At 41.7% G+C, this 23,234-nt stretch carries 19 protein-coding genes; 6 read left to right on the top strand and 13 right to left on the bottom strand.

Annotation, left to right across the window (positions count from 1 at the left end):
* Positions 1-98: 98 nt before the first annotated feature.
* The 4 genes from AC2SLP_RS02980 (at position 99) to AC2SLP_RS02965 (ending at position 7,024) form a co-directional block, all read left to right on the top strand.
* Positions 99-1,925, top strand: a complete 1,827-nt coding sequence (locus AC2SLP_RS02980) for a UDP-N-acetylmuramoyl-tripeptide--D-alanyl-D-alanine ligase (RefSeq protein ID WP_486535261.1) — start codon at positions 99-101, stop codon at positions 1,923-1,925.
* 329 nt (positions 1,926-2,254) lie between these two features.
* A complete protein-coding gene (gene mraY, locus AC2SLP_RS02975; protein ID WP_486535151.1) occupies positions 2,255-3,376 on the top strand; it encodes a phospho-N-acetylmuramoyl-pentapeptide-transferase in 1,122 nt (373 codons plus the stop codon).
* Between the two features lie 252 nt (positions 3,377-3,628).
* Positions 3,629-5,818 carry a hypothetical protein gene (locus AC2SLP_RS02970; RefSeq protein ID WP_486535150.1) on the top strand — a complete coding sequence of 730 codons (2,190 nt, stop codon included), beginning with the start codon at positions 3,629-3,631 and terminating at the stop codon, positions 5,816-5,818.
* Between the two features lie 117 nt (positions 5,819-5,935).
* The gene (locus AC2SLP_RS02965; protein WP_486535149.1) at positions 5,936-7,024 is read left to right on the top strand and encodes a putative RNA methyltransferase; all 1,089 of its coding nucleotides are present in this window, start codon (positions 5,936-5,938) and stop codon (positions 7,022-7,024) included.
* 230 nt (positions 7,025-7,254) lie between these two features.
* On the opposite strand, the gene AC2SLP_RS02960 is transcribed toward AC2SLP_RS02965, so the two are convergent.
* From AC2SLP_RS02960 to AC2SLP_RS02920, 9 genes are all read right to left on the bottom strand, one after another.
* Positions 7,255-7,494: a DUF4844 domain-containing protein gene (locus tag AC2SLP_RS02960; RefSeq protein ID WP_486535260.1), complete on the bottom strand. Its 240-nt coding sequence runs from the start codon at positions 7,492-7,494 to the stop codon at positions 7,255-7,257.
* 309 nt (positions 7,495-7,803) lie between these two features.
* Complete coding sequence (locus AC2SLP_RS02955; protein WP_486535148.1) at positions 7,804-9,729, bottom strand: WG repeat-containing protein; 1,926 nt, start codon at positions 9,727-9,729, stop codon at positions 7,804-7,806.
* A 125-nt stretch (positions 9,730-9,854) separates the two neighbouring features.
* Positions 9,855-10,793, bottom strand: coding sequence for a site-specific tyrosine recombinase XerD (gene xerD / locus AC2SLP_RS02950; protein ID WP_486535147.1), 939 nt, complete (start codon positions 10,791-10,793; stop codon positions 9,855-9,857).
* Between the two features lie 156 nt (positions 10,794-10,949).
* Positions 10,950-11,402 (bottom strand): hypothetical protein, encoded by a 453-nt coding sequence (locus tag AC2SLP_RS02945; RefSeq protein WP_486535146.1) that lies wholly within the window; start codon positions 11,400-11,402, stop codon positions 10,950-10,952.
* Between the two features lie 173 nt (positions 11,403-11,575).
* Complete coding sequence (tusA, locus tag AC2SLP_RS02940; RefSeq protein ID WP_486535145.1) at positions 11,576-11,860, bottom strand: sulfurtransferase TusA; 285 nt, start codon at positions 11,858-11,860, stop codon at positions 11,576-11,578.
* A 67-nt stretch (positions 11,861-11,927) separates the two neighbouring features.
* Positions 11,928-12,419 (bottom strand): hypothetical protein, encoded by a 492-nt coding sequence (locus AC2SLP_RS02935; protein WP_486535144.1) that lies wholly within the window; start codon positions 12,417-12,419, stop codon positions 11,928-11,930.
* 108 nt (positions 12,420-12,527) lie between these two features.
* Positions 12,528-13,019, bottom strand: coding sequence for a Holliday junction resolvase RuvX (ruvX, locus tag AC2SLP_RS02930; protein ID WP_486535143.1), 492 nt, complete (start codon positions 13,017-13,019; stop codon positions 12,528-12,530).
* Between the two features lie 82 nt (positions 13,020-13,101).
* On the bottom strand, positions 13,102-13,665 hold the full coding sequence (locus tag AC2SLP_RS02925; protein ID WP_486535142.1) for a YqgE/AlgH family protein: 564 nt from the start codon (positions 13,663-13,665) through the stop codon (positions 13,102-13,104).
* A 337-nt stretch (positions 13,666-14,002) separates the two neighbouring features.
* A complete protein-coding gene (locus tag AC2SLP_RS02920) occupies positions 14,003-15,904 on the bottom strand; it encodes a DNA repair protein RecN (RefSeq protein ID WP_486535141.1) in 1,902 nt (633 codons plus the stop codon).
* 917 nt (positions 15,905-16,821) lie between these two features.
* On the opposite strand from AC2SLP_RS02920, the gene AC2SLP_RS02915 reads away from it, so the two are divergent.
* On the top strand, positions 16,822-17,154 hold the full coding sequence (locus AC2SLP_RS02915; RefSeq protein WP_486535140.1) for a pyrimidine/purine nucleoside phosphorylase: 333 nt from the start codon (positions 16,822-16,824) through the stop codon (positions 17,152-17,154).
* A gap of 275 nt (positions 17,155-17,429) precedes the next feature.
* On the top strand, positions 17,430-18,224 hold the full coding sequence (gene rlmB, locus AC2SLP_RS02910; RefSeq protein ID WP_486535139.1) for a 23S rRNA (guanosine(2251)-2'-O)-methyltransferase RlmB: 795 nt from the start codon (positions 17,430-17,432) through the stop codon (positions 18,222-18,224).
* A gap of 125 nt (positions 18,225-18,349) precedes the next feature.
* Here the strand turns inward: rlmB and coaE are convergent, their stop codons facing one another.
* The 4 genes from coaE to pilB form a co-directional block, all read right to left on the bottom strand.
* Positions 18,350-19,000, bottom strand: coding sequence for a dephospho-CoA kinase (coaE, locus tag AC2SLP_RS02905; protein WP_486535259.1), 651 nt, complete (start codon positions 18,998-19,000; stop codon positions 18,350-18,352).
* Between the two features lie 210 nt (positions 19,001-19,210).
* The gene (locus AC2SLP_RS02900) at positions 19,211-20,107 is read right to left on the bottom strand and encodes a prepilin peptidase (RefSeq protein ID WP_486535138.1); all 897 of its coding nucleotides are present in this window, start codon (positions 20,105-20,107) and stop codon (positions 19,211-19,213) included.
* A gap of 127 nt (positions 20,108-20,234) precedes the next feature.
* On the bottom strand, positions 20,235-21,458 hold the full coding sequence (locus tag AC2SLP_RS02895; RefSeq protein WP_486535137.1) for a type II secretion system F family protein: 1,224 nt from the start codon (positions 21,456-21,458) through the stop codon (positions 20,235-20,237).
* Positions 21,459-21,521: 63 nt separating this feature from the next.
* The gene (gene pilB / locus AC2SLP_RS02890) at positions 21,522-23,234 is read right to left on the bottom strand and encodes a type IV-A pilus assembly ATPase PilB (RefSeq protein WP_486535136.1); all 1,713 of its coding nucleotides are present in this window, start codon (positions 23,232-23,234) and stop codon (positions 21,522-21,524) included.

Here is a 23,234-nt window from a genome sequence, read left to right as displayed (position 1 = left end):
CTAGTAAAAATATCAGTAAAAACAACAGCACTCATACTCCTAATATGCCTAATAGCCTAATTACCTCTAATATCTCTAATACTTCTAATATCTCTTCAATGACTGAAACGGACTCCGGTTTGTTTGTTTGGGATAACGATCACCTATTGGCCGCGACGAATGCGCTAAACGGGCAATGGAGCGGCGGTAGTCAACACACTAACATTCAAGCCACCCGTATCATCACCGATACGCGAAAGATTAAGTCAGGTGATATATATTTGGCCATCGTAGGGGATAAATTTGATGGTCATCAGTTCGTAAGTGATGCAGCCGATAAAGGCGCCGTGGCTGTTATTGTCAGTCGTATTGATCCCAATGTCTCTATTGCGCAGTTAAAAGTTGATGATACCCGCCTAGCTTTTGGTCACATTGCGGCCTATCGCCGCGAGCAGCATAAAGATTTAAGAATTATCGCCATTACTGGTTCAAGCGGTAAAACTACGGTCAAAGAAATGCTACGCAATATTTTTTATCAGCAGCAGTTCAAACTGGCGAAGCAAGATAGCCGCAACGTATCAGTAAACGACTCGTTTGAATCTGGCGATAATCTTGCCCAAACCGTATCTCAAGATACTGTTTCACAAAAAGCTGTATCTCAGACTCAGAGCATAATAACTTTAGTAACACGCGGTAATCTAAACAATGATTACGGCGTGCCTATGATGCTATTGGAGTTGTCAGATCAGCACCGCTATGCTGTATTAGAATTGGGCGCCAATCATGTCGGTGAAATCGCCTACACTGCTGATATGGTCAAACCTGACGTGGCCTGTATTTTAAACATAGGTACGGCTCATTTGGGCGAATTTGGGGGTAGAGATAATATCGCCAAAACTAAGGCCGAGATTTATCAGCCCTTAACCGCAGATGCAGTGGCGGTAGTACCTTTTAATGATGACTATAAAGACGATCTTGCCAAAACTGCCAAACAATATACACAAAATGTTGTTTATTTTGGCGCTCAACCAGATGCATTATCGACATTGAGCGATACGCCAGATGTCTTTGCTACTGACATTGACGCATCCGCAACGCATTGCGCATTTACGCTACAGGTCTCATCCTCTATAATGCGTGCTGAAAACGTCTTTAATAAGTCCAGCAACAGTAATAAGATCACTAGCAGTGACAAGGCTGATAGTGATGATGACAACAATGACAACGACAACGACAACGACAACGATAACGGTAGTGTTGGCAGCATCAGTACTAACGTTACCGCCTTGCCTGTAAACCTGCCGATGGCGGGACTACATAATGTTAGTAATGCGCTTGCGGCTGCAGCTTGTGCCTATTCAGTAGGTATTGAGCTTGACACCATTGTGGCAGGTTTAAATCAGTCAGAATCTAGCAAAGGCCGTTTGGGGCGTCAAACATTGGGTCGACATCATATTATTGATGACACCTACAATGCCAACCCTAACTCAGTACGCGCTGCTGCAGAAGTATTGGCAGCCCAGCAAGGATTTAAAATTTTGATACTGGGTGACATCGGAGAGCTTGGAGATGCCGCACAGCGCGAACATTTTGAGCTAGGTCAAGCCATTGCGAACAAATCAGTGGATATGTTGTTATGTGTGGGCGAATTTGCTGCAGATACGGTAAGCGGTGCGCTGTCTAATAGCTCAATTTCTGATAGTCAGCAATCGGTAATAGCATCTGACGCAGACGCTATGCCGCCAGTAGGTTCAAATCCAGCATCCAGTGGTGTAATGATTGCACACGCTTTTGAAATCAAAGCGGCATTATATCAGCATCTATATAATGTGCTAATTGCGAAAAGAGATAAGGGACAGACGTGCACCTTATTATTTAAAGGGTCTCGTAGCGCCACAATGGAAACACTTATAAATGACTTAGTGCAAGACCCCGCTTTGATCTAGATATCATCACTATTTATCGGTGTCTTATAACACTGTAGCGCCAAATCAGCACCTAAAAACTGTATATAAAGGGATGCGTATTTATATCAGGGTTTGTTACTGTGTTTTTTTAGTGAAATAGATGTGATTTGTTTAATCCGCGGCCATTTATTGCGATAATTAAAGTTCGTGTTTCCATCATTAGCGTTGTAATAGTTAGCTTTCTAAGAATTAGTTTTTAAAGAGTTAGCGTTTTAATTTTGGGCAAACCAAGACTTATTCATACGTCATTCAACTAGCCATTAAAATTTATGAGTGATAAGAAATTAAAAGTAATTGAGGAGTAAGCGGTGTTATATTGGTTATTTGACAGTTGGTTAAGTCAATTCTATTCACCGTTTTCAGCGGTTTCTTCTCTTACCTTACGTGCATTGCTAGCGGTGATCACCGCCCTAACATCCAGCCTTGTTTTAGGCCCGCGTACTATTCGATATTTACGACGCTTAAAGTACGGACAAGCCGTACGTGATGATGGTCCAAAATCACATTTGGCCAAAACAGGTACGCCTACGATGGGCGGGGTGCTGATTTTAAGCTCAATAGGCTTTGCTACCTTGTGCTGGGCTGATCTCGCCAACCCGTACGTTTGGATATTAATCATCGTTATGCTTATATTTGGCGGTGTAGGCTGGGCAGATGACTGGCTAAAAATCAAATATAAAGACCCTAAAGGTCTCATTGCTCGTAAAAAGTATTTTTGGTTATCGATAGGAGCTTTATTTGTAGGCGTCTCATTGTATTATATTGCCACACAGCAGCCAGATGTTGCGACCACACGAGCAATGCAAGATTTACTAATTCCCGTCTTTAAAAATTGGATGATTCCATTTTCAGCCGTTCCTCTGGGCATAGGGTTCATCATCTTTACTTACTTCGTCATCAATGGGTCATCCAATGCGGTAAATCTAACCGATGGTTTGGATGGCTTGGCAATATTGCCTGTGGTATTTGTTGCCGCAGGATTAGGTGCTTTTGCTTATGTATCTGGGGATGTCAGATTCTCAGAGTATCTGCATGTTCCTTATATTGCTTATAATTCAGAGGTAACAATCGTTTGTGCTGCCATGATAGGCGCGGGGTTAGGTTTTCTATGGTTCAACGCCCATCCTGCCCAAGTCTTTATGGGCGACGTAGGCGCACTAGCACTTGGAGCGATGCTTGGAACAATGGCGGTGATGACACGCCAAGAGATTGCTTTTGCCATCATGGGTGGTCTATTTGTGGCAGAAGCGGTATCGGTGATATTGCAAGTGGGGTCTTTTAAACTACGCGGCAAACGTGTGCTATTGATGGCGCCTTTACATCATCACTTTGAAGAGCTGGGCTGGAAAGAAACCCAAGTTGTGGTACGCTTTTGGATTGTGGCCATTTTACTGGTGGTACTCGGTTTGATGACGCTTAAGTTAAGGTAGAAAAATATTCAGGTAATAGATTTTGATTTCTAATGGTAGGACGAACAACCCAATTCTGCGTAACCATGTTGGTCCTGTAATCAAGCAGCAAGCTTATCTGTATAATATTTTATTAACCCGTTTTAGCAGTATATTGACCAACTACTTAAGCACTGGGATTAATAGCGGTATCACCAAATAAGATATACCCTAACCCATAAAAAGCGGTATATTGTTATAAGAATATAACTACAGGATTAGAGATGTCAGCGTATGCTCTCCAAAGATTTGTCTAAAAACCCAGTGAGTAAGGCGGCATCAGATGCCATTACACGAAAGCAGGCCACCGCTTATAATGCATTATTAACCCAGCTATCCAAAACGATAGTGAATCTACATCAGCAGATATTATCGAACCCAAATATTGATGCAAAGTTTAGTCCATTGGTATGTTGGCAGCATTTACTCGACGATTTGCAGCAAGTGGTATTGCCTGAGCTATATGTGGTGTTTCAAGATAGCACAGCGACAGCTAGGGACAGACGGCGTTTGTACGATCTCACCCAAGCCATCTATTATGCGTTAGAAAGCTATCGTAAACCCATATTTTTGCAAAAACTATCACTTGCCAACCTACCGCCGTCTGCCTTTTCAAGCTCCATCAAGGTATTTTTCGACTACTTTGATCCTTCTCCGCGCATCTCTAATGACGTTATAACCACTGCCGATTCTTATCTTAGCGGTGAAGGGGTGAATGCAGAAACGGCCTATGCTCTAAGAAAGATTGCCAATCAAGTAAAAGTTGATGGCTATTTATATTTGGCAAAATTTAAACCGTACTATGAGCTATTGCTCAGTAAAGAGCGGTTAATCCGCTATTTTGAAAACAATGGCATAACCGAATTATCAGAGACTTTAACGACATGGCAAAACGAGCGTTTGAAGGCGTTTGGGCATGTGACAGACGATATAGAATTGTTAAGGCTTAAGACGGCGCATGATGCTAATGATAATGTTAAAGCTACTGTCGATCACAAACTGGCCATATGGATGCTCAGGGATGGGTCTGCCTTAACAACAACTTCTGACAACCGTTATGAGGTAGCAACCTCAAGTGACTCACAAACTGCGCTTATAGCCAACGTTGATAATTTTAAAGCTGGCTTAAAGTTTAGTGCCATAAGCTTGGTTATATACGCCATTATCGCATCTTGGGGCGTCACAATGGGGGTTGTATTGGGCGTGCCTTATATAGCGACCTTGCTATATGGCAGCTACCGTCTCAGCGATTCATTCAATTATAAAGACAAAGCCCTTGCTTTAAATAATAGTGTCGGGGTCATTGGGATAGTCTCGTTTGTTGCGTTATTCTCAGGCGGTGTATTTACCGCACTGGGCCTTACTTCGCTTGTCACTTTATATTGGACGGCTCAATTATCAAACAAAGCCCTAAACTCAAATAAGTTAATTGAGTCACAAGAGCGTAAAACCGACAAGCCACACCTAGACAATAAACAGACAGCCTCAAATACAACAGCTCCAAATACACCGAAGTCGCAACTCGATAGCTTCGATGCCATTAAAGTTTCTGCCGTTGATGTGGCTGCAGAACCCGTCGTCACTATAAACTATGATCTGCCCTTAGATATCAATCGACAGGGTCACCATCTGGCCATACTGCTATCAAAAACACCAACGGCGCATTTAGAGCAGCTAATAGTAGCGACAAATAAACTGTATAACCATTTGCCTTACCTACAAGAGGCACATCCTTATCTGGCGACCAAAGTAGAAGAGCTGGTCAAAGACCTAACTGAAAATACAATCCTACGCCTAGATGAGTTGGCCAGTCAATTTGTGAGTAGCGGCAAAGTTGATACTGACGCCAGCGCGCTGTTCAAAGAGCAACACGAGGACCGAGTTGACGAGCTGATTGTTCTAAATTTAAATCAAGTTAATGAGCTAAATAAAACCATATTAGAAAAGCAAATGTCAGGCTTTGCCCAAATTGGCAACGATGCTGAGCATAAGTTTAGAAACAGTGTCATGGAGCTTAAGATACTACTGCGCTGGCTAATCGCGCAGCAGCCCGATGAGATCCAAGCTTCCAGTCACGAGGTTATATTAGAGAATTTAGAAAAAACCACCTTGGCGGACATGCAGACAGCGTTCTTTGATACACAAACCACTCAAAGCCAGCGTGACGCGCTACAAACACAGTTACAAAGCCTGCTCAATCATTTTAAAACCCAGTCAATAGAGCACATGTATGTCAGTAGTACGCAGCCAGATAACCATGAAATAGTGGATTTGTTGAACCTGTCTCAATCACAATACAATGCAAGCAGCTCCGAGGATACCTCACGTTTAGATACAGACGATAGGCAAAGTCAGCTAACGACTCAGCGCTTTGTTGAATTGAACCAGCACTATGTGAACGAAATCATGAAACACTGGCACTAAAACGCATTCAAACTAAACAGGTACGCATTCTAAGCGTCTACCTTCCAAGCTTCTAATAGCGGCGATCTTTTTAATCATTATGTCACCAGCGCCAAACTTGTCTTCAGGAGTTTTATCATGGCAGCAGCAGAGTGCTTAACGCACCCTAAGTTTTTATGCCCATACTGTCAGTCGCCGCTAACGCCTTATGCCATGACATGGCTTTGTAAAGGTAATTTAAACCCTAAAGGCATGCAACATCCTTTTGATATGGCCAAGCAAGGTTACGTTAATCTATTGCCTGTGCAGAACAAAAAGTCCAAAGATCCGGGGGACTCACAAACTTCCATTGAGGCGCGGCACCGTTTCTTAAACCAAGGTCATTATCAGCCGTTGCAACAGTTGATTACCAAGTTGGCAGGCGATGTTACGGTTCCTGTTATTAAGTCTACCAATACCAAGCCTACCAATACCAAGCCTACTAATACTAAGCCCAACACCAGACCTAATAAAGACGACAGCAATCAATACAGCAATATTTGGCTCGATATCGGTTGCGGAGAGGGCTATTACACCCAAGCTATCGCTCAAGCACTCAAGACAAACTCTGTCTTAAATACCAACAGCTTGATTGCGGTAGATATCAGCAAGCCTGCAGTTGTTCAGCTGTCCAAGACGGCAAAGCAGCAATGCGGGTTGTGGACTCAAATTGAGACAGCCAAGCAACACACGATCAGTGCTATGGCACAGGGCATCATGATTGATCTTTTGCCCTCATTGCCTGCCATTTACCCCATCGTAGCCAGCGCCTCGCAACTGCCATTAGCCGCTGGTGGTGTTGATGGTATAAGTACTATTTTTAGTCCGATATTGCCCGAAGAGTTTGCGCGTGTATTAAGAACAGGTGGACGGCTTATCATTGCCAAGCCCGACGAGGGGCATTTACAAACGGTTCGAGCCGCACTTTTTGATACGGTCCGCCCACATGACTCCGATAAGTTTTTAGATGAGCTAACACCATACTTTACCCTGGTTGATACGCATAAGGTCGATACCAAATTGACCTTAAACGAGCAGCAGTTGGCAGATCTGCTAACCATGACCCCTTATTCGTATCGTGCGCGCGCTGAAAAACGTGAAGCGTTATTACACTCTGCACAGGATCAAGGCTTTGAAACTCAGGCTAGGTTTGTGGTGTATGAGTTGGTGAAAAACGACTCGCAGTAGCTTTCCCCGCTTTTTGCTACTATCTGCAATCCAGCACGAGGCATGAGTACGCTATGCGATGTCTCTTACTTCGTGAGCCACCGCATAGCTTGCTCATGCAGCTCGTTCTGTCATGCAGGATATCCGCTTCAATCGGGGCTAAACCGCACCGCAAGGCAACTTTGTATAACAAGATATGACTTAACTAATAACAAAACTTAAAGCATAACTTTTAAGCTTAAGGTCTAATATTATTTATTAAAAGAGGTAGGATCGAATCCATATAGCCACATATTCAGCTGACCATCTGAGCTCTCTAAGCCTACAATATCCATAATTTGCTCAATATGTTCACATACTCTTTCTCGGTCTTCAGTATCCAAATCAATATAAACATCATCGAACCTTGCAAGCCCTATTCCAATATTTTGCTGATAGGCATTATCAGTTGTATTATCTGAATGAGCAACTGCTTCAAAATCTTTCGCTATTTGGTTTATTTTTAGTTAAGAGTGGACGCATAGACTCATGCGCTATCCCAGGTTAAAAATCATCTTTAGTAGATTTATTTTTTGCAAAAATTCATCAAATTTATACTATTTTCTTCTGGAGCTTGCATAGCATTTACTCTCAGTGTAAAACCAATTAAAAATAACAACAGACCTAATAAAACGATAAGTTTATTCAAATTAAGAGTTCAATATATTTTAATAGTAGTAAGTGCTCGGTGCTGAGGATAGTTATTATCTTTTATGAGAACTGATGTAAGTGCTGGCTGATTAGTATGAAAATATGCCTACTTACGGTCGATATACTGTATCAAATGTGATGGATGAACCCAGTGTTAACGGACGTATAGGATAAGATTGCGGAGTCAATAGTATGTTTTGCTCATAATCAATGACACCATACTTACTACTAAATGTCTCAAAGATGGCATAGTCTTTATCCAGTGTGAGGTTTTTATACTTTGGCGATAAGACGACTTTACCGTTGCTATCCATGACACCAACTAATTCTGTGATCTCTTCGCTATCGAAATTGTTTTCACTATTGATAGTTTCGCTATCTACTTCATCAGCCCTATTTATAATTTTAAGTGAAATTTTGTTGTAGTCATTGAGCTTATAAAGAGTGTTGTCAAATTGTGGTTGGGTGACAATATCGCCTTGCAAGTTAATGACGCCAAGCTTACCGTCTATTGAGAGATATGGGGCAAATCCTGCCTCATTGAATTCGCTAATCGTACCTGGTAATGCAGGATAAATATCATTACCATCCATATTGATAACCCTAAGCTTTCCTTTAGGTTTCTCTAAATGGCTGTATGCCAGACCATATTTATTAAACGCGTAACTGTTATAATTGTTGGTTTTAAGCTGCGGTATATTTGTTGGAGGTATGACCCATTCACTTTTGGTGTTAATGAAGCCGTAATAATCACTGTCTAAAGTATCGCTAACAGCCATTAATCCATGTGTATCAAACTGGGTAGGGGCGACTTCAAATTGCCAGCTGATTTTATCATGTCGTGGAGCATAGAACTTGTCAAGAACGACGATTTCACCCTGTAAGTTCATGGCGCCTACCGTTTTAGTGGTGGTGTTTTGATAAGTGATTAATCCTTGGGCATCAGGTATGGATATTAACTGAATGTTATCTTGCGATGGGATGACCCATTCGCCTTTATCATCTATCAGTCCGTAGTTGCTACTATGGGGGTCTTCACCGCAGGAACTGGCTAGGCTATAGTAACGATTATCGAAGCTAGACTTGACGTATTGTTCAAAATTATAAAACTTTCCAACCACTTCAAAGTCTGAAGGCTTCGGGGGGTTTGTTGTATTGTTCATGCGTAGAAAACTATTACAATGATAATACTCGGCCGCAGAGTCGTTATTTTTGACAACCATAATGAGATCTTTTGGCATAGTTTTCATGATTGATGTAGGCTCATATTGAGGAGGCACGACCCAATTACCATCTGTATCGATAATACCCGTTAATCTAGTTTCACTACTTACAGCAGGTAACCTATCATATTGTAATAAGGAAGGATTAAAATTATGTATTAATTTATAGAACCCTTTGCCCGCTATTGATACTCTTTTTTGTGTGCGTAGATGTAATAGGTCAGAATACTGTGGAATAAGTTCAAGTTCCATAAAGCGTCGATACACTGAATTGTCTTCTACCTCCCCAAGCCTTTGCTTAGCTATGTCTGCAATATCATATAATGAAATGCCTTCTTGTAATGTTAATATATAAGGACCCGTTGATAGACCACTTAAAGACGGCATAAAAATATCTTTTTCAAGTTGATTACCATCCAAATCATAAATATCAGCTGTATACCATTCCTTATCTTTACCACCCATGCCTATAATCTCATAGACAGCATCGGATCCTAAACTATTAGAATAAGGATTGAGCATGACCTTATCATATTGTGCAGGCACAATGATAATGCCATTTGTCGTCATGACACCTTGATAGATGACACTGTCTTTATATTCCGTGCTCTGTCCAGTATCAAATTTATACATAAGTAAGGAAGCGAGTTTTTGTTGCTGTGAGGATAGGGCTTTTATCGTAGTTTGTCCTTTAAGGGAGTGTGTAGTAGGGTGTTCGGCTACTAAATCTATAGGCTGGGTGGCACAGCCTCCCACTAGTAGCACAGTAAACACTAAGCTACTTAAACATATACTGCGACGATTAACATTCATTGAGTGGTTGCACCTGTTTTGATAGGACTTAATTACTCATAATTTGATAAACAATAGATTGCAAAAACAGGTTGTTCACTTTAAATGTTCTGATAAATAGTTTCTAATGTTATCTTTAATCCCAATTACCCTCTCGGATGATGCGCTTCGTGCAGCTGTTGTAGTCTTGCCGTGGCAACATGAGTGTAAATCTGTGTGGTTGATAAATCGCTATGACCGAGTAATAATTGCACGCTACGCAGGTCTGCCCCGTGATTGAGCAGGTGGGTGGCAAAGGCATGACGTAGGGTATGGGGTGACATGTCACTGTCGATGCCTGCTTGTTTGGCGTATTTTTTTAGCATATACCAAAAGTTTTGCCGGGTCATATAGCCGCCTTGGGTGGTCAAAAATACCGCTTGGCAGTTGCCAGATTTAAGATGAGCCACAAGCTCATTACGGCCATGCTGGAGATAATCATCTAACGCTTCACTCGCATATTCGCCAAGTGGTACCAGCCGAGTTTTATTGCCTTTCCCTGTGATTTGTAGCCAGCCTGCATTGAGGTTCACTTGCTCTAATGACAGATTCATCAGCTCGCTGACCCGCAGTCCGCAAGCATATAATACCTCTAGCATGGCTTTATCTCGAAGCCCCATGGCGGTGCTGGTGTCGGGGGCGGATAATAGGTTTTCGACGTCCGATTCAGACATGTCTTTGGGTAGAGCGCGTCCTATCTTTGGGGTTTTGATGCGCTCGCAAGGGTTGTCCTCTCGCCGCTCATTGCCCACCATCCATAGGAAGAATTGACGTAAGCTTGATAGCATGCGCGCTTGGGTTCGCGGTGTTTTCCCTTGTTTATCAAGCACTGACAAACAGTGCAAGACGTCGGTATCTGTCCATAAGGTTAGGGCTTTGGGATGGGTTGTCTCACAAAGCTTTAGGTCACGCACATACGCATTACGGGTACGGGTTGATAGCCCACGCGAGAGCATGGCCTGACGAAACTCAGTGATATAAGCGGCTTCATCATCTACGGCTAATGCTTTGGGCTGTCTAGGTTGTAAGGCGCGTTCACGACTCATTGTTGATACTTATCACCTATTTAAGTGCTAAAAAATTCAATCTAACTTATGCTGTCATATCTTTTATTGATGTTTATATCAAAGCGCTATTTAAGACCTGTTTCAGCATATATTAGCCATAGCTTAAATACTATTTAGTTTAAGCTATACATAAGCTTAATGTGTAATCTTGGGCAAGTGGTACTCTACTCTGAACACAAATAGACTTTGGCCTTTAAGATAGAATGTATAATAATTCGGTATTTTTCTAGGGACTATCACATTGTAATATTTGTCTTGAGAGAGGGTGAAAGCGGTTGATGCTGCTTCAGAATCTTTAAACTTTATCTCAAATACCCCAAAAGGCCTTAAAGCCTCATCGCCATAATACATAAGCCCACCCATATTACATATAGCCGATTCGTTACTCTGATAGAAGCTATCAGCCAAAAAGTCTCTTATCTCTGTATTGTCATAATGTATTTTTCTAAAAGCTTTTTGACTTAAAGAAGGGGTATGATGATCAATTTTGTCTTCAAAATCTTTGATTAGATTTAACTCACAAGCCATAGCCGCTTGAGCAGAGTTATAAAAGAGTAACGTTAACAACAATCCTATGATAGCTTTCATTTATTTCCTTACTGTATAGCACTTAAAATTTTGCCAACTAACCAACTAACCAACTAACTAACCATCTAACCATCTAACCATCTAACCATCTAACCATCTAACCATCTAACCAACCAATCAGCCAATCAGCCAACCAACTCATGACTAAACCGACCCTCAAGTGTTTTAATCCTCTAACTTTGCTTCTTTTGAATGACATAACGATACAAGGTGTCAGTGTGATTAGTGCTGTCGCCGTCGGCATTATCAGCTTTGGTTTCTTCAATCAATGTATGCCCTAAATGACGACAGAAGTTAGGAATGTCACGAGTGGTGGCAGGGTCAGTGGCTAAGACTTCAATAAGCTCGCCGCCTGAAGCCTTACGAATGGTGCGGTGCAATAACATAACAGGTTCAGGGCAGATAAGACCTTGCGTGTCTAAATGATGTTGTATATTTGATGTGTTTGGCTCAGTCATGGTATGTCTCATTATAGGTAATAGGAATGACTAAATAGAAAAAACTATAAGGTAAATTGCATTTTAATTAGCGAGTGGGGGTATTTACGGCGCTTTGAGCAGATATAAAGTTAAAAAAACGCTTAAAGGTGGCTTGAAACCAATAAGCCACGCCAATCCACGCCGCCATTGCCAGCCACAACCAATCCGATAACGAAAAAAGCAGGCAAATAACTAATAATAAGCTTGCGCCGCCCACACTGGTCAGCAGCATTGAGGGCTGACTAAGACGGTAGCGATACACCAAAAATGCTTGGTACAATGTCATCGGTATGGTCAAAGCCACTAATACATAGGGTAAATAGTGAAACAGTAAATATAAATTGCGACTGCCATGAAACATCTCTAAGCTTGCCAATGTACCAAAAACCACAAACGCAAATATGGCTAACACAATTAACAGTATGGAGAATTTATTAAGCTTTTGGGCACCACGTAAGGCCTTTATCGCCAGTGGGGGAAACCCAGCAATACTATTGCTAGACTCAGAAGGTGTATGCGGATTGTTTTCTATACTCATGTTGAGGCGCTTCATTGATTGATGGGTTGATAGTGAATAGGTGCTAAATAAGCGGCCAATAGTTGCTAAATAGATGCTGAATAGGTTCTGAACATCGGACGCTTTACGCTAAAAATGCTGATAGGTTGAAATATCTTGTGCGTATTTAGGGTTAGTGAAATACGTACGTAGCAACAGACAGGCTGATATGTCATCAATCGGATCACGGTCATCTTTAATGAGACCCAGCTCCCACGCCATTTCACGAGCTTCGATAGACGTTAAACGCTCATCAAACAGTTGTACCGGAACTTGCATATGCTGCTCTACAAGACGATGCGCTAAGCGGCGCGCAAACTTATGAGCACGTTTGGCAAGCATTGAGCTACTGCCATCCATATTCAGTGGCAAACCAACCACGACCTTACCGATCTTCCACGTGTCGATGATGCCAAGTAGGTTGTCCCAGTCTGCTGGCTGTCCATTATTCATGGCCAATATTTCAAACGGGCGCGCATCAAGTGTGACCGTATTGCCTAATGCCATGCCCATTTTTTTCACGCCATAATCAAGCCCGAGAAGTACGGTATTCTGAGTCTGCGCATCGTCTGAAATTGTCATTTGCGTATGTACTTTTGCTATCAATTAATTAAAAGAATAGAAATTTATAACATCGTTATGACATTATAAAGAGCTGCAGCGATTAAGCGTGGCCAATATCATCGCTTAAAAAGGGGAAGTTAACCCCTATTTTCTCAGCAGCAACGTGCCAGCGGTCTTCAAAAGGTGTCTCAAATAATAACTCTAAATCGGCAGGGCATACCAACCAATCGCCTTGATTTATCTCTTTTTCCAATTGGTTTTTGTGCCAACTGGCGTGGCCAAGGCATAAGTGATAATGCTCAATACCTTCGCCACTGGCAATTCGCTCTAAGATGTCCTTACTGGTGGTAATCGAGACGTTCTCAGAAATCCCAAATGATGACGCCCAATAGGGTTGTCCTGTATGCAGTACAAAACCAACCTCAGGAAATACAGGCCCGCCATCAAGCGGAAAGTCTTGCATTACCTCATCATTAGTAACGTTGAGTTTTAACTCTTTGAGAAGTTTGCCCACTTTTGTACTTACAATAGGGCGATTAACCACCAGCCCCAATACGCCATATTTGTCATGACGACATATATAAATAAGCGTATTCGCAAAGCGCTCATCAGGCATCTGCGGCGAGGCAATTAAAAAGTGATGGGTCAAATTTGCAGTAGTCATAGATAGTAACGTCTTAATCAAGGGTTTATGCTAGGGCGTGTCTTCAATTGGATTATATGGCTAAAGGTGAGATAGCTTTTTGTCAAACAAGAATAATTTTGCCGATAATATAGATATATTAGCTAGAAATTAGACACAGTTTGGCGAAAATATAGCCATCTTTTAGCCCATGAATCTTAAAGTTCCAAATGAAGACACGCCCTCGCTAATAAATCTATATCCTAATATATGGGGGTAATAACCAAAAAAATAGTATTTACGAGCGTTTGGAACTTTTGATGAGCGTTTACGAACTTTTAGGAGCATCAAAGCTCTACTTTAGCGCTAGTTTGACACGTCAGTTTGTCACATCGGCAAGTAAACTGCGGGCATGCTCTCGGGTAACGTCAGTGATATTGACACCGCCTGACATTCGAGCCAACTCATCAACTTGGGCATCACCCTCCAAGATCTCTATCTGACTGGTCGTTTGACCCTCTTCGGTATCATGATGCTTTTGTACCAAAATATGCTGATGCGCTTGTGCAGCAACCTGCGCTTGGTGCGTAATGGCTAACAACTGACGGTGTGTGCCAAGCTTACGCAGTAGCTCACCCACAACTTGAGCAGTACCGCCACTAATGCCGACATCTACCTCATCAAACACCAACATAGGCTGCGACGCCGCTTCTACAGTATCTGCCGCTTTATGAGACTTATTATCAGACTTGTTATTCGAGCTGACGTTAGCGTCTTTTACAGTGTCTTTTTCATTACTGCCTGGGCTGTCTTGTCTGTCGGTAGCTAAGAGCACCTGCATAACCAGCGCCATACGTGATAATTCGCCGCCAGAGGCAATCTTATACAAAGGCTGCATGGGCATACCCACATTGGCGCTAAACATAAGCTCTATATCATGTATGCCTTGTGCATTATACTGCTCGGCCTTTTTATCTTTGAACACAAACTCGCATCGAGCGTTTGGCAACGCTAATGGAATAAGCTGAGCCACAAGTTTGCTGCTGATAGCAGAGGCGATTTGTTGACGGGCATCACCTAGCTGCTTAGCGATATCGATATACTCATCCCATGCGTCTTTAATTTGTGCTTCGATGATCTCAGAGGTTGGCTGGTTAACCAGCGTTTCTAATTCATCCTGCCATTCGCGAGCTTCTTGTACCAAACTTGTAGCAGGTAGGCCGTGTTTACGCGACAGACGATGGCCCAAACTAATCAACGTGTTGAGCTCTTCTAGACGTTCAGGGTCAGGAAGCTGCTGCTCAGCATAATCAGTCAATAAAGCAGAAGCTTCGCTAATGTGCTGCTGAGCCAAATGCAGAGACTCGCCAGCTTGACTAAATGTGGCGCTAACCTCCGACTGATTGTCGCACAAGCGAATGGCACGTCCTAATAGGTCTATGGCGGCAGGCTCATCCAGTTCATTATCCAATAGTTGAACGGCTTGACTCGCCTCTAACATCAAGGCTTCAAGGTTAGACAGCTCATCATGCTCAGCTTCAATTTGCTCATAGTCAACGGCAAGTAGCGGCTCTATATCCGCCAATTGGCTTTTTAAAAGCTCAATGCGGTCATTGCGGTGCGCTTCTTTTTCAGCAATTTCATTGGCTTGGCGTTTAAGCTTTTGGTAGCTGCGAAACGCCTGTTCAGTCTGTTTGGCTAACGGCTTTAATACGGCAATACTGTCCAGCCAATCTACAACAAACTGTGGCTTTAATAATGCCTGCTGTGCATGCTGGCTGTGGATATTCACAAGCATAGTGCCCAGCTCTTTAAGCTCATTAATACTAACTGGCGAACCATTTAACCATGCTTTTGAGCGGCCATTACTACTCAATTGACGGCGAATCATCACCTCACCATCAAACTCTCTTTCATGGTCTATAAACCAGCGCTGAATGGCTGTCAGCGTATTGTTAAAATGGCTATCTTTATTGTCATTCGTATTCAATGACGCGTCCTGCACTGAGTCTTGTTCGATAGCAGGCTGCTCTATATTATCAGTATTTGAGCGGATATTAGTATCGATATCAAACTCAAATTGAGCATAGATATCCGCATTGTCTTTACCATGTCTGACCATACTGGTATCTGCACGGCCGCCTAAACAAAGGGACAAGGCGTCTAATAGCAAAGATTTACCAGCACCTGTTTCGCCAGTGATGACATTAAAACCACTGTTTAGAGAAAATTCGTGATGATTAATCAGCGCAAAATTTTGCAGTGTGAGCGAAGTGAGCATTAGCAATCTCAAAATATTTACGTTTAATTTAAGAAGTTTAATTTAAGAGCGGTTCAAAAGATAGGTTAAAATTATAAAGGTATCGTATCGTTATGAAGGGCTAAAAGCAAACGCAGCAACGTATGAGTTTATGACTTATCCACATACCTTATAATGAATAAGAGCGACCTTTTTAGCATACTCAATTATATATAGACGTTTGACTTTGTTGTATGGCATTGTCTGTTTATATATAAATGACTAGGGGTAAAGGATCATATAACATACTAGGCTGTAATATAACTAGGTTGTAGGTTATAGGTTTTGCATAAAGGATGCTGTCGCTAGTTACTTAACTAGGTACTTAACTAGTTACTTCACTATATAACAATGTAACGTTATAATTTTTATAGGGAAAGTATAGTATTAGGGGCTGTATAGAATTGATTCATGGAACTGGCAGTGGCTATTTTTTAGTCAATATGCAGGGAAATTTTCGCAGCTTAGTTGTTCTAAGTTAGATAATTTCACAATTTATTGGCAATAAATAGCCCTGCCCTGTAAGGCTGATGCTAAAATTGCCCCAAACGTTGTTGTAAACCTAGCTAAGGTCTAGACATTATCAGCGGTTTACGTCTAGTTTGGAACAATTTTAGCTATCAGCAGTCCTAATTAATCAATTCTATACAACCCCTAATTAATTGATTCCCTGCCTTTATTTATACTGCCGCTAATATGGTGACAAGTTTTATTATTAGTTAACATTTATACTTAAAAAAACGCTAAAAAATTAGCAGCTGTCACAAACTTATAGGTAATATTGTGGTAGGATTGAATAACAAAATCATAGTACCAATATGATTGGCCTTTAGGCTTATTTTTATCTCATTTAGGCCCACGATAAATATTAAGTATAGATTAAAATTAAGGAAGCCCCCATGCCGTCGACTTATGACCAAGTTTCTGTCGTAAAAAACGCCACCATTTCTTATGATGGGCGTTGTAGTAGCCACACTGTACTATTTGAAGATGGTAGTAAAAAGATGCTAGGCGTTATCCTACCGTGTGACGAAAGTGTTTATGAGTATGAATTTGCGACCCACACCTCTGAAAGAATGGAGATTACCAGTGGGGAATGTGAAGTAAAAATTACTGGTGAAGAAGACTTCACCTATTATCGTGCAGGTCAAGCATTTGTCGTGGCAGGGGACAGTAGCTTTACGCTAAAAACAGATCAAATTGTTCAATATATTTGTCATTTAGAAGGCTAGTAGATAACAGGTTACTAGATAAAAGTCCGATCTAGGGTTTAAAGATCTAATGATAGTACCTAAAAATGAATAACCCTATCTACGACCAAATGTTAACGTTAAACAGAGTAATAGCGACGAGTAAAACGATAACATTTAGTATAATGATAACGCCCAACTTCGATGTGGGCGTTATTTTTTTAAGATAGCCACTAGTAAGATAGCCACAAGCAAGCTATCAAATCAACTTAGCAGCGTATTATAGTGACAAATAAAGTCAAAAAATAAGGTGTTTTATGGCAAAGCCAATATATTTTTATGGTATTCACGCAGTTCATGCATTGTTATCTCACCGTCCTACCGATGCCGTAGCATTGTTTGTACAGCAAGGGCGTCATAGTGACTCTCAAAACGAAACCGAGTCAACTTATAATGAGATATTACAACTTGCTGAACAAATGGGCGTGAGCATTCAAGAAGCCAGCCGTGATAAATTAACCACTTTATGTCATAGCCCGCAGCATCAAGGGGTTGTTTTGCACGCACGCCCACTGACAATGGCAGACGAAGGTAACCTTACGTCTTTGACAAAAGCAGATAACGCTTTGTTTTTAGTTTTAGATCAAATTACGGATGCGCACAATTTAGGCGCTTGCTTGCGAACGGCCGCTGCAATGGGTGTTGACGCTGTTATTTGCCCCAAACACCATTCTGCAAGCTTGACCCCAACCGTGGCTAAAGTCTCCGTCGGTGCTATGGAGATCATGCCGGTCATTGCTGTGACGAATTTGGCCCGCAGTATCGAGAGCTTAAAGCAAGCGGGTGTGTTTGTTTATGGCACGGCATTAGATGACACGGCTAAACCACTAGCAAAAGTGGATTTAACAGGAAAGGTGGCTATTATCATGGGCTCAGAAGGCGAGGGGATGCGCCGACTGACAACGGAGCGCTGCGATGAGCTGGTATATATCCCCATGTCAGGTAACAAACACGGTTCGCTACAAAGCCTTAATGTGAGTGTGGCGACAGGAATGGCACTTTATGAAGTCAGTCGTCAGCGCGATGCTCAAAAAGTCGCACTTAATAAATAGCATCACTTAATTCAAATAGCTCTTATTAAATCTTATCAACTAACGCTTAGTCTCAAAAGATCTAGTTTAATAGCTCTTTGTTATAAAAACTCTCTAATTTAAAAGCTGTCTAGTTGAATAGAGTTTTAGGGTTTTATTTTTTTGATATGTTTATAGCTCTCATGTAGCGGCTTTAACTGTTCATATAGTGCAGCTAAGTCGTTTTCATTGGTGACCACATCATCGGCATGTCTAAGGCGCTCTTGGCGAGGCAATTGATTGGACATAATGGCTTTTATCTTCTCAATACTTTGAGTGTCACGGCGGCTGGCACGTTCAAGTTGTGTCTTTTCTGATACATCGACCACCAGTACCCTATCGCATAAGGCGACAAGCCCTGCTTCATAGCTTTCTAATAATAATGGGGCAGACAAGATGACATAGTCAGAAGTAGAGGCAGATAATTGTCTTTTAATCTCTTTACGAATCGCCGGGTGGGTTATGGACTCTAAGGTTAATAAAGCAGAGTCATTTAAAAATACATGCTCACGGACTGCTGATCGATCCATTTCACCAGTCTCATCAACTACCCAGTCTCCTAAGGCTTCAGACAGCTTTTGCAGGGTAGGGCTGCCTTTTTGCATAATATGATGAGCCACAACATCCGCGTCAACCACATCGATACCTTGAGACGCAAACCAATCTGAAACTGCTGTTTTTCCACTACCAATACCACCCGTTAAGCCAATGATAGGTTTATCGATATAAAAGTTTTGAAACTTCTGCGGAGCATCGATCGTGTCAAGATAGTTATCTTGTCTATCACGGCTAGTAGGGTTATTAAAGCTATCACGGCTATTAGAGCTATTTGGATTATTGGAGTTGTTATTGGAGTTGTTATTGGTCATCGAAGCGGGTTGTGACTGTGCAGTAGGATGTGTCATGTTAATACCTTAAAACGGGCTTACTATGAAATGCAGCAATAGTCTGCCTGAACCGAACAGACCCTAGTATTGTCCCAAATACCACTGCATTATTGGTTGGCCATACAGCAAGGCGATGATACCAGCTATTGCGATAAATGGACCAAACGCAAAGGGCCGGCTCTCACCACGTTGTTTCATTAATATGACTCCAATAATAGACCCGAGTAGCGAAGATAGCAATATGATAAAAGGTAACATTGCCGGCCCAAGCCAAGCGCCAAGCGCTGCTAATAGCTTGAAGTCGCCTTCGCCCATGCCTTGTTTTTTGGTGAATAAGTAAAATACTTTAACCACTACCCATAGGCATAGGTAACCTAAGATTAATCCCCAGATAGACTGGGTAGGTGAGACAAACCAGCCTTGGGAATTTATAGCAAGACCCAGCCCCATTAATAAAAAAGTTAACCTGTCAGGCAAAAATTGGGTGTCAAAGTCTATGCCCGCCAGCGCAATTAATATCCATACCAATACAAGGGCTGCAATAGCACTGAGCGTTACCCCAAATGCGATAATCACAGCGATAGATAACAGGGCAGTGACTATTTCAATAAACGGATAGCGCGGGCTAATGTTGTTGTGGCAGCTTGTGCATTTACCCCGTAACAACACCCAACTAATGACAGGAATATTTTCAAACCATTTGATTTTATGTTGACAATATGGGCAATGAGAGGCAGGAGCTGAGAGGGTAATGAGGGTGTCTTGATTGACAATTTGGGCAATAGGCTCTACAAGTGTTTGGGGGATATCATCTTGGCTACTTAGTAATTCTACCGAACCTGCACGCCACTGCTGCATCATGGTGAGGGGGATACGATATATAACAACGTTCAAGAAACTACCAATACACAGCCCTAAAGCACCAAAGAAACAGATAGCAGCGGCCATATTATCTTGAAGTAATTGCCAAAAATGCATAGCATCGCCTTTGAATTCGATAAAAAGCCCATCAGTACAGCACAAACTGATATATAGCTAACTTTTAAAAAACTAAATCTTTGATAGAACTGACCCGTTATATAACCGCGTAATAAGTTTTAAATAATTAGCCAATAACAGAGCCAAGTTGGAAGAAAGGCATATACATCGCCACCAATAAGCTCCCTATTATTATTCCTAAAACAACGATGATAAAGGGTTCTAACAAACTGGTTAAGCTATCTACCGCATTATCAACTTCATTTTCATAATAAGAAGCAACTTTATCTAACATCTCATCTAAACTGCCTGATTCTTCACCAATGCTGACCATTTGTAGCGCCATCGTTGGGAATAAATTAGTACCGCGCATCGCAAAGTGCAACTGCTGACCTGTAGACACATCGTCTTTGACTTCCTGCGTCGCTTCATAAAAGACATGATTATTAGTGGCATTTGCTGTAGCATCTAGGGCATCAATGAGCGGAACACCAGCAGCAAATGTAGTGGATAGGGTTCGTGAGAAACGGGCGACAATGGCCTGATAGGCAATCTTTCCTAAAATAGGTATTTTTAAGGTGATTTTGTCCAAGGTATGACGGAAGTTTTCATTACGGCGTCTGGCTTGTATGAATGCCACAATAGCAACTAAAATAAAAGCCAATAACCAAAACCACCAGTCTTGCACCCATCTCGATAACGATAACACAGCTTGCGTAAATGCTGGAAGTTCAGTATTAGCAGAATTAAATAATTCCTCAAATTTGGGTATAACCCATATTAACAATATCAGAGTTACTACGAAAGCAACCAATATAACCGCGATGGGATAGGTAACCGCTTTTTTGATTTTAGACTTTAACAGCTCTGTTTTTTCTTTGTAGGTTGCCACACGATCCAGCATGGTCTCAAGTGACCCTGAGCGCTCACCTGCTTCAACTAATGAGCAAAATAAGTTATCAAAATACTTGGGATGTTTACGCAAGGCGCCAGAGAAAGTAGTGCCGGATTCAACTTCTGCTTTGATATCTAATATGACTTCTTTCATACTTGGATTATCAACCGACTCAGCAACAATCTCGAACGACTGAACCAAAGGTATCCCAGCTTTCATCATCGTAGCAAGCTGGCGAACAAAGATAGAAATATCAAGCGACTTAATACGTCTTTTTACTTCAAAAATTGGTTTTGGCTTCTTTTTGATACTGGTAATGTTGATGCCTTGCTTACGCAATTGAGCTTTAGCAAGCTCCATATTTCTACTGGTCAGCTCGCCACTAACTTTGTGCCCACGGCTATTGGTACCATTGTAGATAAAGTCTAGCAGCATCTCTGTCGCGGCTTTTGCCATTTGTCATATCCTTTGTTCAACCGCAATTTAGCGTAAAATTAAACAGTTTATAAATGTGTTCGATTATTCAGAAGTAATGCGGTACATTTCTTGAATACTAATGATACCTTCTAATACTTTCATTATGCCAGCCCGTCTTAAGTCTTTGAAGCCATTTTTTAAAGCAGCCGCTTTAATATCGATGGCATTTCCGCCTTGCATAATGATTTGGGAAATACTGTTATCCACTTTCATCACTTCATAAACCCCAACTCGGCCTTTATAGCCTTCTCGGCATTCACTACATCCTACCGGTTCATAAATAGTATATTTAGGGTTATTAAGCTCTGATTCTTTAAACCCCATCTCTATTAAACTCACTTTTGGAATTTTGGAGGGCTGCTTGCAATGAGGGCATAAGCGGCGCGCCAAACGCTGCGCCATAACTAAAGTAATAGACGTGGCAATATTAAAGTAGGGCACACCCATATGATGCAATCGAGTAAGTGTTTCAGCGGCTGAATTGGTATGTAAAGTAGACAGTACCAAATGCCCAGTTTGCGCAGCTTTAATGGCGATATCAGCAGTTTCTAGATCACGAATCTCGCCGACCATGACAATATCTGGATCCTGACGCAGAAATGACTTTAGGGCAGAGGCAAAGGTTAGGCCCACTTTATTGTTCACATTGACTTGATTTATCCCTGGCAAATTAATCTCAACGGGGTCTTCTACCGTCGATATATTGGATTCCACCGTGTTTAAGATACTCAGCCCTGTATATAAAGATACCGTTTTACCTGAGCCTGTAGGTCCTGTTATCAATATCATACCTTGTGGGCGATTTAGAGCATCCAAGAACATCTCTTTTTGCGTAGGATCAAAACCAAGCGCGTCAATACCTATCATCGAAGAAGAGGGGTCTAAGATACGCAGTACTATCTTTTCACCATATAAAGTAGGTAGCGAATTTACGCGAAAGTCTATGGCGCGATTCTTAGATAGCTTAAGCTTGATTCTACCATCTTGGGGCACACGACGCTCAGAGATATCCATCTTCGACATAACTTTTAGACGGGCCGAAATTTTGGCTGCCAATTGTACAGGAGGCGTAGACATCTCATGCATAATACCATCAATACGAAAACGTACCCGATAAAACTTCTCATAAGGCTCAAAATGTAAGTCAGAGGCGCCCATACGAATAGCATCTACCAGCATCTTGTTGACAAACTTAACCACAGGCGCTTCTTCAACAGCTACCGCTACTCTGGTTTCTTCTATATCATCTTGAGTATTAATATCTTCAATATCAACAGCCAGATCGCTTTCACTAAAGCTGCTAAATACATCCATTGAATCAGAATAGACTGAATCAATAATGCGTTGAAGCTTGGCTTCTTCTACCACGACGGTCTGCACTGTAAGACGAGAACTAAACTGAATGGCATCGATAGCGTCAACACGAGCAGGGTCGCTCATCGCTACGTATAGCCGCTGTCCTCTGACAAATATAGGTAAAGCATTGTGGTTTCGAACCAGTTTTTCACTGATAATGTCTTTGGGAATGGTGTCAATATTGATCTGATCAATATCAAATAAAGGATCACCAAACTCATTAGAAATATGCCAAGCTAATCTGTCAGCGCGAACAAGTTTATTGTCATTGATATAGGACACGAGGCTTTTATCTTGCTTTGCTGCTTGTGTCACCGCTTCACTCATTTTATCGACGCTTAATAGTCGTGCGCTGACAAGTCGCCGAGCAATGGCATTATGTAAAAAGGGTTGTGACAT

The sequence above is a fragment of the Psychrobacter sp. CX21 genome, from assembly GCF_057396255.1.
Note: the sequence above shows the minus strand (reverse complement) of the source record. Positions and strands in the feature narration are given on the sequence as shown.